The organism is Rheinheimera sp., assembly GCF_965283995.1.
GTDB lineage: Bacteria > Pseudomonadota > Gammaproteobacteria > Enterobacterales > Alteromonadaceae > Pararheinheimera.
Window position 1 is genome coordinate 997142 of sequence record NZ_CBDIQG010000001.1, and the last position, 14876, is coordinate 1012017.

Annotated in this window: 14 protein-coding genes and 1 tRNA gene; 6 read left to right on the top strand and 9 right to left on the bottom strand. The window is 51.7% G+C overall.

The window, feature by feature from the left end; all coding sequences use genetic code 11:
- Position 1: 1 nt before the first annotated feature.
- The gene (gene glgC, locus ACQ66Q_RS04610) at positions 2 to 1234 is read right to left on the bottom strand and encodes a glucose-1-phosphate adenylyltransferase (RefSeq protein WP_430455718.1); all 1233 of its coding nucleotides are present in this window, start codon (positions 1232 to 1234) and stop codon (positions 2 to 4) included.
- A 386-nt stretch (positions 1235 to 1620) separates the two neighbouring features.
- Positions 1621 to 3639, bottom strand: coding sequence for an FAD-dependent oxidoreductase (locus ACQ66Q_RS04615; protein WP_430455719.1), 2019 nt, complete (start codon positions 3637 to 3639; stop codon positions 1621 to 1623).
- A 181-nt stretch (positions 3640 to 3820) separates the two neighbouring features.
- Here ACQ66Q_RS04615 and sppA point away from each other — a divergent pair, with 181 nt between their 5' ends.
- Positions 3821 to 5698 carry a signal peptide peptidase SppA gene (sppA, locus tag ACQ66Q_RS04620; RefSeq protein ID WP_430455720.1) on the top strand — a complete coding sequence of 626 codons (1878 nt, stop codon included), beginning with the start codon at positions 3821 to 3823 and terminating at the stop codon, positions 5696 to 5698.
- Positions 5699 to 5785: 87 nt separating this feature from the next.
- Here the strand turns inward: sppA and ACQ66Q_RS04625 are convergent.
- A tRNA-Ser gene (locus ACQ66Q_RS04625) sits at positions 5786 to 5876 on the bottom strand.
- A gap of 213 nt (positions 5877 to 6089) precedes the next feature.
- On the opposite strand from ACQ66Q_RS04625, the gene ACQ66Q_RS04630 reads away from it, so the two are divergent.
- The 5 genes from ACQ66Q_RS04630 to ACQ66Q_RS04650 are packed head-to-tail and all read left to right on the top strand — an operon-like array spanning position 6090 to position 8110.
- Positions 6090 to 6755, top strand: coding sequence for a Bax inhibitor-1/YccA family protein (locus tag ACQ66Q_RS04630; protein WP_430455721.1), 666 nt, complete (start codon positions 6090 to 6092; stop codon positions 6753 to 6755).
- A gap of 26 nt (positions 6756 to 6781) precedes the next feature.
- Complete coding sequence (locus ACQ66Q_RS04635; protein WP_430455722.1) at positions 6782 to 7168, top strand: DsrE/DsrF/TusD sulfur relay family protein; 387 nt, start codon at positions 6782 to 6784, stop codon at positions 7166 to 7168.
- Positions 7168 to 7518 carry a DsrE family protein gene (locus ACQ66Q_RS04640; protein ID WP_430455723.1) on the top strand — a complete coding sequence of 117 codons (351 nt, stop codon included), beginning with the start codon at positions 7168 to 7170 and terminating at the stop codon, positions 7516 to 7518. The genes ACQ66Q_RS04635 and ACQ66Q_RS04640 overlap by 1 nt, the downstream gene beginning before the upstream one ends.
- On the top strand, positions 7518 to 7775 hold the full coding sequence (locus tag ACQ66Q_RS04645) for a DsrH/TusB family sulfur metabolism protein (RefSeq protein ID WP_430455724.1): 258 nt from the start codon (positions 7518 to 7520) through the stop codon (positions 7773 to 7775). Before ACQ66Q_RS04640 ends, ACQ66Q_RS04645 begins: the two co-directional genes overlap by 1 nt.
- On the top strand, positions 7763 to 8110 hold the full coding sequence (locus tag ACQ66Q_RS04650) for a TusE/DsrC/DsvC family sulfur relay protein (protein ID WP_430455725.1): 348 nt from the start codon (positions 7763 to 7765) through the stop codon (positions 8108 to 8110). The genes ACQ66Q_RS04645 and ACQ66Q_RS04650 overlap by 13 nt, the downstream gene beginning before the upstream one ends.
- A gap of 53 nt (positions 8111 to 8163) precedes the next feature.
- Here the strand turns inward: ACQ66Q_RS04650 and ACQ66Q_RS04655 are convergent, their stop codons facing one another.
- The 6 genes from ACQ66Q_RS04655 to ACQ66Q_RS04680 all read right to left on the bottom strand — a co-directional run bounded on the left by ACQ66Q_RS04655 (position 8164) and on the right by ACQ66Q_RS04680 (position 14824).
- Complete coding sequence (locus tag ACQ66Q_RS04655) at positions 8164 to 8367, bottom strand: hypothetical protein (protein WP_430455726.1); 204 nt, start codon at positions 8365 to 8367, stop codon at positions 8164 to 8166.
- A 64-nt stretch (positions 8368 to 8431) separates the two neighbouring features.
- Complete coding sequence (gene serS / locus ACQ66Q_RS04660) at positions 8432 to 9721, bottom strand: serine--tRNA ligase (RefSeq protein WP_430455727.1); 1290 nt, start codon at positions 9719 to 9721, stop codon at positions 8432 to 8434.
- A gap of 6 nt (positions 9722 to 9727) precedes the next feature.
- Positions 9728 to 10105, bottom strand: coding sequence for a fluoride efflux transporter CrcB (gene crcB, locus ACQ66Q_RS04665; protein WP_430455728.1), 378 nt, complete (start codon positions 10103 to 10105; stop codon positions 9728 to 9730).
- The gene (locus ACQ66Q_RS04670; protein WP_430455729.1) at positions 10095 to 11435 is read right to left on the bottom strand and encodes a replication-associated recombination protein A; all 1341 of its coding nucleotides are present in this window, start codon (positions 11433 to 11435) and stop codon (positions 10095 to 10097) included. The genes crcB and ACQ66Q_RS04670 overlap by 11 nt, the downstream gene beginning before the upstream one ends.
- On the bottom strand, positions 11432 to 12046 hold the full coding sequence (gene lolA / locus ACQ66Q_RS04675) for an outer membrane lipoprotein chaperone LolA (RefSeq protein ID WP_430455730.1): 615 nt from the start codon (positions 12044 to 12046) through the stop codon (positions 11432 to 11434). Before lolA ends, ACQ66Q_RS04670 begins: the two co-directional genes overlap by 4 nt.
- Entirely contained in the window at positions 12047 to 14824 is a 2778-nt protein-coding gene (locus ACQ66Q_RS04680; protein ID WP_430458535.1) for a DNA translocase FtsK 4TM domain-containing protein, read from the bottom strand. It abuts the gene before it with no gap.
- Between the last annotated feature and the right edge of the window lie 52 nt (positions 14825 to 14876).

Here is a 14876-nt window from a genome sequence, read left to right on the forward strand (position 1 = left end):
GCTAGTCAAAACCAACCATGGCCCCTTTCGGGATCACGACCACGCCGTCAGGCGACACGTGGAAACGTTGCTTATCCAGTACCGGATCTTCACCAATCACAGTCCCTGGCGCGATCCGCACGTCTTTATCGATAATGGCGCGGCGAATGCGACAGCCCCGGCCAATATCGTTATTACCCATCAGCACGCTTTTTTCGATGTAGGCGTGGCTGTGCACGTGACAGTTGTAACCGAGGATCGAATGATACACGATTGAACCACTGACGATGCAGCCGGCAGCGACCATCGAACTAATCGCCTGCCCAGTCCGGTTCGCTTCATCGTGGACAAACTTCGCTGGTGGCATTGGCGGCGTATAACTGCGCATCGGCCAGTATTTGTTGTACAGGTCAATTGGTGGCACGATGGAAATTAAATCCATGTTAGCTTCGTAATACGAATCGATGGTGCCCACATCGCGCCAATAACCGCGCACTTCTTCTTTTTCACCGCAGATCCGGTTCGTCGAGAAGTCATAGACGTACACTTCACCAAGCGGATACAACTTCGGAATAATATTGTGGCCAAAGTCGTGTTTGGAGTCAGGCTCTTTCGCATCCGCTTCCAGCACTTCGACCAGAGTTTTGGCTTCGAAAATGTAATTGCCCATCGAGGCCAACACAAAATCCGGCCGGCCCGGGATGGTTTTTGGATTGGACTTCGGTTTTTCTTCAAAACCGATCATTTTGCCGTTGGCATCAACTTCGATGACGCCGAATTCATGCGCCAGCGCGACCGGCACCGGGATAGCCGCAACGGTCAGTTTTGCTTCATGCTGACGATGGAACTCCAGCATTTGGCGCACGTCCATCTTGTAAATATGGTCGCCACCAAACACACAGACATGCTCTGGATCGAGGCCTGAGATCAGGTGTAAATTCTGATAGACCGCATCGGCAGTTCCCAAATACCAATGTTTACCGGTTTGCATCTGGGCTGGGATCGGATCGATAAACCGGCTGGTCAAGCCTGTAACCCGCCAGGCCCGGCTTAAATGTTTCATCAGGGAGTGCGATTTAAACTGCGTGATCACGAAAATTTGCAGCAAATCCGAATTAACGAAATTGTTTAATACAAAATCAATAATGCGGTAATTACCACCAAAAGGTACTGCGGGTTTGGCTCGGATCCCGGTAAGTGGCGCCAGACGCGTCCCCTCACCACCAGCCAGAATCATTGTTAACACACCTGACATATAGACTCCCTGTAGATTTCGACAAACTGCACTTGCTGGTTATGCCATAACTCTAAGCAAGGCCAATACCATGATTGGCAGTTACGCCGATAATTCCCTGCAATGTGGGAAATACCACTGCGGCGTCCGAACCACTTTATGGCGGTTCGATGGCAACAGTATGACAACGCGCGCTAAAATGGTGCAAACAGAAGCCCTTGCACCAAAAACACGCTGTTGCAGCTGTATGACAGTTACTTAACTTGGGAAAGGCTTGCGGGGCAAGTGAAATCTGAAAAAATTGTTTTCAGCTGGGGGAACATCAGGCCGGTTTGCACCGACCTGATGAATGGTTTTGCAGATATTACCAATATGATCCGGGTGATCTGGTGAATTGGTATCAGCGATCAAATCACTGCAGCAAGCTCAGCGCCCTGCCTTATCGCCCGTTTGGCATCCAGTTCTGCGGCGACAAAAGCGCCGCCTATCAGATGGCTGTTCACGCCTCTGGCGGTCAGCTCGTCATGCAGCGAGCGCAGACTTTCCTGGCCGGCACAAATCACCACGTGATCGACATCCAGACAACGCTCCTGACCATCCAGCTCAATCCACAAACCAGCATCATCTACACGCAGATACTGCACGCCAGCGAACATCTCGACGCCTTTTTTCTTCAGCGAGCTGCGGTGGATCCAACCGGTGGTCTTGCCAAGTCCGGCACCTACTTTTGACGTTTTGCGCTGCAACAGATAAATTTTGCGCGCCGGCGCCGGACTGATCTCTGCCGGCAACAAGGCACCACGCGTCTGATAGTCGGCATCGATGCCCCAATCTTTTAACCAGACTTCCGGCTGTAATGTTAGTGAATGCGGTTCCGTCAGATACTCGGCGATGTCAAAACCGATGCCACCGGCACCAATCACAGCGACTTTTTCGCCTACCGGCTGGTGGTCACGCAGCACATCGAGATAACTCAGCACTTTTTTATGGTCACTGCCCGGAATTTGCAGCGCGCGCGGTTTGATACCACTGGCAATGACAATTTCATCAAAGCCGGCACCGGCCAGGCTTTCTGCGGTTTGCAGACTGCCAAGTTCCAGTTTAACCGCATGATGTTTCAGCATCTGGCCAAAATAACGCAGCGTTTCATGAAATTCTTCTTTGCCCGGCACCTGTTTAGCATAATTAAACTGGCCACCGATGCGGTCGTCCTTATCAAATAACGTCACGCTATGACCGCGCTGCGCGGCATAGACCGAAAATGCCAGTCCGGCGGGACCTGCACCAACCACAGCGATTTTTTTCGGAGTGGCTGCAGGGTTAAAATTCAGTTCGGTTTCATAACAGGCACGTGGATTGACCAGACAGGTCGCGCGTTTTTTCTGGAAAATATGGTCAAGACAGGCCTGATTACAAGCAATACAGGTATTAATCAGTTCAGGGGTGCCGGCCGCTGCTTTGTTGACAAACTCCGGGTCCGCCAGAAATGGCCGTGCCATACAAATCAAATCGGCCTCGCCTTTGGCGAGGATATCTTCCCCGACTTCCGGCGTGTTAATCCGGTTGGTCGCGACCACCGGAATACTGACCTGCTGTTTAATTCGTGCGGTGATCCAACGAAAGGCGGCGCGTGGCACCATAGTACCGATCGTCGGCACCCGCGCTTCATGCCAGCCGATGCCGGTATTGATCAGCGTCGCACCGGCTTGTTGCACTGCTTTAGCCAGCTGCACCACTTCGTCATACGAATTGCCATCCTCAACCAGATCGAGCATCGACAGCCGGTAGATAATGATAAAGTCAGGCCCGCATTTGGCACGCACTGCCCGGATCGTTTCGAGCGCCAAAGCGCAGCGTTTTTCAAAACTACCACCCCATTCATCCTGACGCTGGTTGGTACGCTGACAAATGAACTGGTTAATCAGATAACCTTCTGAGCCCATGATTTCAACGCCGTCATAACCGGCTTTTTGTGCCAGCGCTGCTGAACTGGCGAAATCTTTGATGGTGCAGCGCACCTGACGGGATGACATTGCTGCTGGTTTAAAGGGTGTGATCGGCGACTGAATGGCACTCGGCGCCTGATTCAGTGGATGATAGCCATAACGGCCGGCATGCAGCAGTTGCAGGCAGATTTTTGCGCCAAATGGATGAACCGCTTCAGTTAACAGCCGATGTTTACCGGTTTGCCAAAACCAGCTGAGCTGACTGCCAAATGGCACCAACGAGCCGCGAAAATTCGGACTGATCCCACCGGTAATGATCAGGCCAACGCCACCTTTTGCCCGCTCGGCATAAAAGGCGGCAAGTTTATCGAAACCCTGTTTCTCTTCTTCGAGGCCGGTGTGCATGCTGCCCATGATCACCCGGTTTTTTAGTTGGGTGAAGCCTAAATCAAGTGCTGACAATAAATGTGGATAAGACACTGCGACCTCTCTGGTCATACCTGTTGAATGTGCGGAATGTAGCGTCTTTTTTCTGAGCTGACAAGCCGCGACTGTTTGCTTTCTCACCGGGTTACGAACATTTTCTTACAAATTGCCGTCGAACACTGGCGGTGAATTGAGTATCTTAGCGATAACTGTAAATGTGACGTAGGTTAGTTGAATGTCTGAACAAAAACCTGGTTTTATCCGTCGTCTGCTGCACTCTGTATGGCAGGGATTCCGGTTTATCCGCAACTTTGTACTGAATTTTGTCTTTGTGCTGCTGTTTGTTGGTTTTATCGCCGTACTGTTCAGCGATAAAGAACAAGTTGAAGTCAATGATAAAACTGCACTGGTGTTGAACTTAAAAGGCGATCTGGTTGAAGAAAAACAATGGGTCGATCCGGTGGAAAAAGCCATCAACGAGTCGACCGGTTCGGAAGACGAAAGACCAGAAATCTTAGTTCGTGACTTAGTCAAAGTCATTAACGAAGCAGCCAAAGATGACCGGATCAAGGTCATGGTGCTGGCGCTATCCGATTTAGGCAGCGGCTCTTTGGACAAACTACAGCAAGTCGGTGGTGCGCTGGAAACATTTAAAGCAGCCGGCAAAAAAGTATTTGCCACCGGCGCGTATTACAGTCAGAACCAATATTTCCTGGCCAGCTATGCCGACAGCATTAACCTCAATCCAATGGGAGCCGTGATCCTCGAAGGTTATGGCAGCTACCCGATGTATTACAAAGCGGCGCTGGAGAAACTGCAGATCTCCACTCATGTCTTTAAAGTCGGCACCTATAAATCGGCAGTAGAACCATTCACCCGCAACGATATGTCACCGGAAGCCAAAGAAGCCAATGGCGTCTGGTTAACAGAACTCTGGCAAAACTACAAAGAGCAGGTCGCCGCCCGCCGTGGTTTTGCCGTCGATAATTTTGATGAAAGCTTTGCCCGCCTATATGAACGGATTAATGCCGCAAACGGCGATATGACCCAGTACGCACTGGATGCCAAACTGGTCGATACCATCAAAACCCGCGAAGAATTCCGCCAGGACATTATCGCGTTGGTTGGTGAAGATAAAGACAATCACACCTTCACTCAAATCAGCTATGAAGACTATCAAAGCCTGGTCATTCCGCCGTTTCCGGTGGTAAATCCGCTGACAGATAAGATCGCATTGGTCGTTGCCCGTGGCGCCATCGTTGATGGCAATGTTAAGGCCGGTATGATCGGTGGTGAAAGCACGGCTAAATTGCTGCGCACAGCACGCTACGACGACAAAGTGAAAGCAGTGGTTCTGCGCATCGACAGCGGCGGCGGCAGTGCTTTTGCTTCAGAACAAATTGCTCAGGAGATCCGCCTGTTAAAAGCTGCCGGCAAGCCGGTGATTGCTTCGATGGGCGCCGTAGCGGCCTCAGGCGGTTATTGGATAGCTGCGCCTGCCGATCAGATTTTTGCTGCCCCGACTACGATCACTGGTTCCATCGGCATTTTTGCCCTGTTTCACACGGCAGAAAATGCCATGACGACGCTGGGTCTGAATGTTGATGGCGTGGGTACCACTGAGCTGGCTGGTTTTTCTTCTGGTTTGCCGCTTTTTAAAGGCTTACCGGCCGATGCAGAAAAACTGCTGCAACGCAGTATCGAAAACGGCTATGACGAATTTATCACTCATGTCAGTACCACCCGTAATATCGACAAAGCGCAAGTGGATAAAATCGCGCAAGGCCGCGTCTGGACTGGTCAAACGGCGTTAAAACTTGGACTGGTGGATAAACTGGGGACTTTGGATGACGCTATTGCTTCCGCTGCTGCAACGGCCAGTCTGAAGCATTTTGATGTGCAACTGATTGAACAGGAAATGACTGAGCAGGAAAAGTTAATGGCGCAGTTATTTGGCAGCGCCAAAATGCTGGGTTTATTACCGGAGCAAGCGGTGACGATGACGCCAGTGCAAAAACTGATGCAGCAATTGAATCAGGAACTGCAGGTCCTGAGTCAGTTTAATGATCCGAATGGCATTTACTCAGTCTGCTTCGCTTGTCAGGTGCAATAAGACGAATAGATCAGGCCGGCACTGCCGGCCTGATCTATTAAACCCCATAAAAGTAAAAACCCCGCACTGAGGCGGGGTTTTTGTATTTGGCGGAGAGAAAGAGATTCGAACTCTTGAAGGGCTACTAACCCTCGCCGGTTTTCAAGACCGGTGCATTAAACCGCTCTGCCATCTCTCCGTGGCGCGTATATTAATCAAGACGCGGCTAAATTCAAAGGTTTTTTTATCGATTTAACGCTTTGAATTCACTAAAAGAATATTTTTTATCCAAGCTGATGTTTTTTTGACTGCTGCGCCGCAGAAATGGAATCTTTTTCATCACATCAGGTCTGCATAACATGACAGTAACAGCTCGGATTCGGTATAGTCGTTATATAACCAAGGAGAGTCTATGCAATATCAACAATCACAGGTGCTGTCTGGTCACGACAGCGCAGCTATCAACAAAGTCCTGCGTAACACTTATATGTTACTGGCGATGACACTGACCGGCAGCGCCGTTGCCGCCGGGATCTCGATGGCACTCGAATTAAGCGCGATGGCCGGAATCGGTTTATCACTGCTGGCATTTGCTTTGGTATTTGTCGTGATGAAAACCGCAGATAAAGCCTCAGGTATCGCCTGGGTGTTTGTCTTTACTGCCGTCATGGGCGCGTCTATTGGCCCGATGCTGAATCGTTTTGCCGCTCTACCAAACGGCTCTGAATTGATCATGCAGGCCTTTGGTGCAACTGCCCTGATTTTCTTCAGTTTGTCGGCTTATACCCTGACCAGCAAAAAAGATTTCTCGTTCATGGGCAATTTTTTGTTTGTTGGCCTGGTACTGGTCATTATCGCTGGTCTTGCCAACCTGTTCTTCCAGGTACCGGCGCTGCATTTGGCGATCAATGCGGTGGTTGTATTGATTATGTCGGGTCTGATTTTGTTTGATACCAGCCGCATCATCAACGGCGGCGAAACCAACTACATCCGGGCAACGGTCAGCCTGTATCTGAACATTTTTAATCTGTTCACTTCATTGCTGCAGTTGCTGGGTGTTTTTGGCAACGACGACTAACGACAACCGTCTGAGGATGCTTTAAAATGCCCCGCTTTCGGGGCATTTTTTTGTTGGAGCCTATGGCCAGCTTCGTGTTGTATATTCAGTCAGACTGTTATGCCAGCCCGGTGCTTGATGATGTGCTGCGTTTTGCCAGTGCGGCACTACAACTCGGGCACCAGATCAATCATCTGTTTTTTTATCAGCAGGCCGTCCAAGCCATTTGCGCCGACATCGATTTACCAGCCGATGAGCCAGATCTGGCAGGCCGGTTGATCGCTTTTGCGGAGTCAAACCAAATTCCATTGCTGTATTGCGCAACCGCAGCAGAGAAACGTGGCTTTACCAAAGTCAGACCCGGTTTCACTTTAGCCGGCCTCGCCGAATTTGGCATGCGGCTGGAAAATGCCGACCGGGTGGTACAGTTCTGATGGCAAAAATTCTGCTCGTCCACCAAACCAGTGCCTTCGAAGCCGCGACAGCCCGCGAAGCGCAGGATCTGTCGTTAGCACTGGCCGCAACCGAACACGAAGTGACTTTGCTCTATCGGGGACCGGCGGTATTACAATTGCTGCCTCTTCAGGCCACGGTTGCTGTCAAAGATTTCACCGTCAGCCAAAAACTGTTTGATCTCTATGACATTGCTGCCATCTGCGTTTGTCAGCATTCATTGCAGCAGTATCAACTAACCTCAGCGCAATTACGGATACCAGTGCAGGTCGTCGACCAAAGCGCTCAACAACAGTTGCTGGACGCTGCCAGCCATATTTTGGTGCATTGATGCGATTATTCCAGCTAACTCATCCCACAGTACCAGCGTTGCTGTCATTGGCCGGCGCAGAGGATTATGCATTACTGCGCCAGGATGCGGTGTATCTGTTGTTAGAGCCTCAGCAGTGGCCCTGTCAGCTCTGTGTGCTCGACAACGATTTGCAGGCTCGGGGCCTGGCTTGCCCTGCCGAGGTTCAAAGACTCAGCGACAGCCAGTGGGTTGAACTGACTTTACAGGCGACACAGGTAATTTTATGTCAGAACTAATCGCAAACGCCGACAACGCTTTGGCAGGCGTCGTGTTAGATAAACATGGTTATCTTGCTGACCTGCACTGCTGGACTGAGGCGTTGGCGCAGGAATTTGCCAGACTCGAAGCCATTGACCTGACTCCGGCACACTGGGAAGTGGTCTGGTTTGTGCGGGATTTTTATCAGGAGTACCACACCTCTCCGGCCATCCGCATTCTGGTCAAAGCCATGGCGGAGAAACTGGGCCCGGAAAAAGGTAACAGTAAATATCTGTTTATGTTGTTTCCGGAGGGGCCCGCCAAGCAAGCGACCCGGATCGCAGGTTTACCTAAGCCGGCCAAGTGCCTCTGATGCCGGCCTGATAGCAACGTCACTTAGCCAAAAACACCGCTTTGAACAATGATTTAGTGTGCGGTGTTTTTATAAATCATCCAGCCCGCTTCAAAGCTGATATAAAGCACAATGGCAAGAATGGACAGCGTAATCAACCAATACACGGTGCGCAGAAACACTTTCACCGGACTGGTCCGGGTCCGTTTGACCACCACTTTTTTTGTGATTCCCGGATTACGCTGCTCTGCAGGCTGTTGTTTTTGCGGTTCTGTCATCTCACCCTGGACCTTTCAAATTATCAACTGAGCCGGCGACATGCGCCGCCGGCATCCTGGCAGATCAGGCAATCACGGTTTTACCAGCCATATAAGGCTGTAATACTGCCGGGATCGCGATAGAGCCATCAGCCTGTTGGCAGTTTTCCAGAATCGCTACCAGTGTCCGGCCGACCGCCAGACCTGAACCGTTTAATGTATGCAGCAGCTCAGGCTTTTTGCCTTCTTCCGGGCGGAAACGCGCTTGCATACGACGGGCCTGGAAATCGCCCATGCTGCTGCAAGAGGAGATTTCACGATAGGTGTTTTGCGCAGGTAACCAAACTTCCAGATCGTAGGTTTTGCAAGAGCCAAAGCCCATATCACCGGTGCACAGCAACATGACCCGGTAAGGCAGCTCTAGCAACTGCAGCACTTTTTCCGCATGACCGGTCAGTTCTTCCAGTGCAGCCATCGATTGCGCCGGATGTACCAGTTGCACCAGTTCGACTTTATCAAACTGATGCTGACGGATCAGGCCACGGGTATCGCGGCCGTATGAACCGGCTTCACTGCGAAAACAAGGCGTATGTGCCGTCATTTTGACCGGCAGTTCAGCCAGATCATAAATGCGATCGCGCGCCAGATTGGTTACCGGCACTTCAGCGGTTGGGATCAGGCTCATGCCGACGCCTTCTTCGGTCGCTGGCTGGGTGTGGAACAGATCGGCACCAAATTTCGGCAACTGACCGGTGCCAAACAGTGAATCTTTGTTCACCAGATACGGCACATACATTTCAGTGTAGCCGTGCTGTTCGGTATGCAGATCCAGCATAAACTGAGTCAGTGCACGGTGCAGACGGGCGATTTGGCCTTTCATCACGACAAAACGTGAACCGGCGATTTTCACCGCACTTTCAAAATCAAGGCCTTTATCCAGTGCTTCGCCAAGCGCCACGTGATCTTTCACGTCAAAGTCAAACTGACGTGGCGTGCCGACACGGCGCACTTCGACGTTACCCTGTTCATCGTTGCCAACCGGCACCGATAAGTCCGGTAAATTGGGGATTGTCGCGGCAATAGCATCAAGCTCAGCCAACACGGCATCCAATTGCAGCTTGGCGCGATCTAATTCGGCACCGAGTCCATCCACTTCAGCCAGCAACGGTGTGATATCTTCGCCACGCGCTTTGGCCTGGCCAATCGCTTTAGATTTGCTATTACGCTGATTCTGCAGTTCCTGAGTAGCCACCTGCAATTCACGCCGTTGCAATTCCAGCGCATTGATTTTTTCGACATCCAGTACAAAGCCACGGGTAGCCTGACGCGCGGCAGTTTCGGCCAGTTCGGCACGTAAATATTTGCTATCTAACATGTTTGCTTACTTCATAGTCCCCAGCTTGATACCAAGCCAGGTCAGGGTTAAACACAACACCACGTTGGCCAGCACATTCAGCGTCGCTTTAACAAAAGCGCCCTGCTGCAGCATCAACACAGTGTCCATCGAGAACGTTGAAAAGGTGGTAAATGCACCCAAGATACCAATGCCGATAAAGATCCGCCATGGATTCGGCGTTAACTGCTCGGTCAGGATTAAACCATAAAGCAGCCCAATGGCAAAAGAGCCAAGAATATTAACCAGCAATGTGCCAAAAGGAAATGCCCGGCCAAAAAGATGCAACATGGCTTCACTGAGTGCAAAACGCAGGCAGGCACCGGCGGCGCCACCCACTGCAATCGCTGCATAGTTAATCCACATCTGCGGGTCCGCCATGTTGTGCCTGTTGCGCCTGTGCATCTAACTGCTGCAGGTAACGTAGTTTTTCGCCGAGCTGCTTCTCCAACCCGCGATCGGTCGGTTGATAAAACTGCATGCCCTGCATTTCTGCCGGCAGATAGGTCATGCCGGCGGCATAAGCGCCAGGTTCGTTGTGGGCATAGCGATAGCCTTCGCCGTAACCCAGCTGTTTTAATAGACCGCTGGCGGCATTCCGCAATTGGATCGGTACGTCAAATGAGGGTTGTTCGCGGACAAAAGCACGCATCTGATTAAAAGCGCTGTATAACGCATTACTCTTTGGGGCCAGCGCACAATAGACAGCCGCCTGAGCGATCGCCCGCTCGCCTTCAGCGGGTCCGACACGCTGAAAGGTATCAAAAGCAGCCAGCGCCAACGACAACGCGCGCGGATCAGCATTGCCGATATCTTCTGACGCAATCGCCAGCAAGCGTCTTGCGACATACAGCGGATCACCGCCGCCTTCTAAAATACGGCAGTACCAATACAAGGCTGCGTCCGGCTGCGAACCACGCACCGACTTGTGAAACGCAGAGATCAGGTCGTAATACAGCTCACCCTGATTATCAAAACCAGGCAGTTGCCGCTCCACCAACTGTTTCAGCAACTCCGTACTGATGATCCCGTCGCCTGAGCTTTGGGCGGCGAGCTCCAGCAGATTCAGCATCTTGCGTGCATCGCCATCGGCCAGTTGTAGTAAAAGCTCTGCGGCATGCGGCTGCAGGCTCACAGCGCCTGCGAGGCCAAGTTTGTCGTCGTTCAGAGCCCGCTGCAGTAATTGGCGTAAATCATCGCTGGTGATTTTGCGCAGCACACAGACCCGGGCGCGCGACAACAAAGCGTTATTCAGTGAAAACGACGGGTTTTCAGTGGTGGCGCCAATAAACACAATAGTGCCATCTTCAATATGCGGTAAAAACGCATCCTGCTGGCTTTTATTAAACCGATGCACTTCATCAACGAATAATAAAGTCCGCTGGCCTTGCTGCAGCCGGATCCGCGCATTGTCGATGGCTTCACGAATTTCTTTGATACCGGCTGTTACCGCAGAAATCTTTTCTATCGCTGCATCTGCGCTGGCGGCGATCAGTTCGGCCAGACTGGTTTTGCCAGTCCCTGGTGGGCCCCACAAAATCAACGAACTAATTTGACCAGCATCGATAGCACGGCGCAGCGGCGTATCCGGACCAACCAGATGCTGTTGGCCGACATAGTCTTGCAGGGTTTTGGGCCTTAACCGTGCAGCCAACGGCCGCACGTCCGGCGCAAAACTAAAGGACAGATTGCTCACTTGCCGCGCAGATCAACAATATCAACGCCGGTCGGCGCACTGAATTTGAACTGGGCAGTGTCAATATTGACGTTGCTTTGCATCGCAATGAATTCAAAGCTGCTGGTCTGGCCGTCCTGACTGGCTACCGCCATCTTGGCAAGGCCAACACCGGAAAACTGCAACGTCAGTTTTTGTACCGGATTATTTTTATCTTTTGGCGTGATGGCAAACGTTTCGCCTTCACCGGTGACGTTATACAAGGCCCAGAGTTTGGCATCGCTGGATGTCAGCAACACAAAAGGCGTTTTATCGACTTCTTTGGTGGCGTCATAGACTTTCAGCTCTTCCAGCGTCTCATCATAATGCCACAGTGTTTTCCCGTCGCCGATCAACAGGTTCGGCGTCGGACTGATGGTTTCAAAGCGAAATAACGCCGGTTGCTTCAGGCTCAGATAGCCTTCACCTTCCTGCACTTTCTTGTTAGTGGCGTCAGTGACGGTTTGCTGGAAACTGGCTTGATAACTGTTAAGCCGCGCCAGTTTATATTTGAGCTGTTCTGCCGCCGTTTCTGCCGCGTGAACCAGCCCTGAGGCGAACAACAGACTTAATGCAATCACTGAATGCTTCATTTAAAACCCTTTTGGCGGTGGTGGCGCTAACACTTCGCGGTTGCCGTTATGGCCTGGACCGCTGACAATTCCAACCTGTTCCATCGTTTCAACTAAGCGTGCAGCGCGGTTATAACCGATACGGAAACGACGCTGCACACCGGACACTGACGCTTTCCGGCTTTCAGTGACAAAGGCCACCGCCTGGTCAAACAGCGGATCAGCTTCGGCATCTTCATCTTCCAGTGTTTCACCGGGTAACAGGTTTTCTTCGGTGGTTTCGCCGGACAAGATTTCCGGAATATAGTTTGGTCGGCCGCGGGTTTTCCAGTCCGCGACTATGGCATGCACTTCGTGGTCGTCGACAAAAGCACCGTGCACACGATTCGGCACGCCAGAGCCTGGCGGTAAATACAACATGTCGCCCTGGCCTAACAGGCTTTCAGCGCCCTGCTGGTCCAAAATGGTGCGGGAGTCAATTTTTGACGAGACCTGGAAAGCGATGCGGGTCGGAATATTGGCCTTAATCAGACCGGTGATCACATCAACCGACGGCCGCTGTGTTGCAAGGACCAGGTGAATACCGGCCGCACGGGCTTTTTGTGCGATCCGGGCAATCAGTTCTTCCACCTTTTTACCGACAATCATCATCATGTCGGCGAATTCGTCGATCACCACGACAATTGATGGCAATTTCTCCAGCATCGGCGGCTCGGTGCGCATATCGTCCGATGCTTTCCACAGCGGATCGCGCAGCGGCTTGCCGTCGGCAATGGCTTCAGCGACTTTGGCATTGTAGCCTTTGAGGTTACGCACCCCCAGCATCGACATCAATTTATAACGCCGTTCCATCTCACCGACACACCAGCGCAGGCCATTGGCCGCTTCTTTCATGTCCGTGACGACTTCAGTCAGCAAATGCGGGATCCCTTCATAAACCGACAATTCGAGCATTTTCGGGTCAATCATCAGGAACCGTACATCATCGGGCGTCGATTTATACAGCAAACTACAAATCATCACGTTAACGCCAACTGACTTACCAGAGCCGGTGGTACCGGCGACCAGTAAGTGCGGCATCTTCGCCAGGTCCGCCACCACCGCCTTACCGGCAATGTCTTTGCCCAGCACCATCGTTAACGGTGATTTTGATTGTTCAAAAACCTCATCCCCGATCACTTCAGACAAGCGGACAATTTCGCGATGTTGATTAGGTAATTCCAGACCGATAAAAGATTTGCCCGGGATCACTTCGACAACGCGCACGCTGATTGCCGAAAGGGAACGGGCTAAGTCTTTAGATAATCCGGTGATTTTCGACACTTTCACGCCTGGGGCCAGATCAAGTTCAAACCGGGTAACCACGGGTCCCGGATAAACCCCGACCACTTTAGCGTCGACATTAAAATCAAGTAACTTTACTTCAACCAGCCGCGACACCCGTTCCAGATCTTCTGCGGAGATTGGATTCACGGTGCGGTTTGGCCGTTCCAGCAGACTGATTGACGGCAATGCATCGACCGGTGTTTGCTGTTGCGGATACAACACTTCGTCCTGCGCATCGTCATCTTCTTCTATCGCTAACGGCTGAACTGGCGGAATAACCTGCGAAGGTGATTGGGTATGCAGGAAACTCTGTGCCAATTCATCGTCGGCGTAACTTTCGTCAATAGCACTGTAACTCAGTTCATCGTCGGCAATTTCATCGATACTGACAAAAGCACGCGCTTCGGTACGGATATCGAGCGGCTGAATGGGCAATGGTTCGACCCTGGCACCCGCTTCCGGGAAAAAAGCCCGGCTCTGCACCGACGGATCTACCTTAATCGGGCTGGCCGCTTTGGGCTGAGCTACAACCGCTGGCATTGGATCTGTGTTGGCCGACAGGACCGGCTCGACCACTGACACATCTGCGGCGACCGGCTGGTATGCACTGAAATGCGGCATGTCGGTGTCAAACACCTGAACACGCTCTGCTTCGCTGCTATCAGCAACACTGAATTCAGGTTCAATCCGCAGCGTCGAGCTGCTCTCGAGCTGTTGCTCTGCAGGGGCGGAAACTGCGGTAACAGTGACTGCGGCAACAGGCTGCGCTTTCTCTGGTGCCTGATAAGGCGGTACTTTTAAATCTGTGCGTTGTAAAGGGGCAACCAGTTTTGCTTTAGGTCTGAGCCGGCGCAGCAATGCATCGCGGCTGGCATTAAAATTCCACAGATGGCGGGCAATGCTGACGGTCAGGGCGCCGAGCTGATCGGCCACCGTCAGCCAGGAAATACCGGTTAACAGCGTCAGGCCAATACAAAAACTACATAATAACAGCAGGCTGGAACCAACAAAGCTCAGTTGTGGCAGCAGCAATGCGACTAACACATCGCCAACCACCCCCCCGCTCGAATACATAAAGATATCGTCGAAATTGATACTGCTGATGGCACAAGCGCTGATCACAGTCAGCAATAAACCAAGCAAACGCATGCCGAGGACAAAATAATCCAGCGACAACAAATCGGTAAAACGGCGAAATAGCAGGTAGCCGCAAAACGCCAGAAACGGCGGCACCAGATACGACAACCAGCCAAATACGGCAAACAGAATGTCGGCGACTTCAGCGCCAACCGGGCCGGCGATATTGCGGATATCACTGTGATAGCCGGTTTGTGTCCAGCTTGGATCGGCCGGGTCAAAACTCAGCAGAGCCAGCAACATAAACGCGGCGATGCCCAGACAGGCAATCAATCCGACTTCGACCAGGCGCTGGACTCCGTTCAGCGAAAATACAGTTTTAGCTTGCAACAGCATGACCCTATGAAAGACATTCGATAAACGCAGCAAAGATACCAGACTGCCTTTG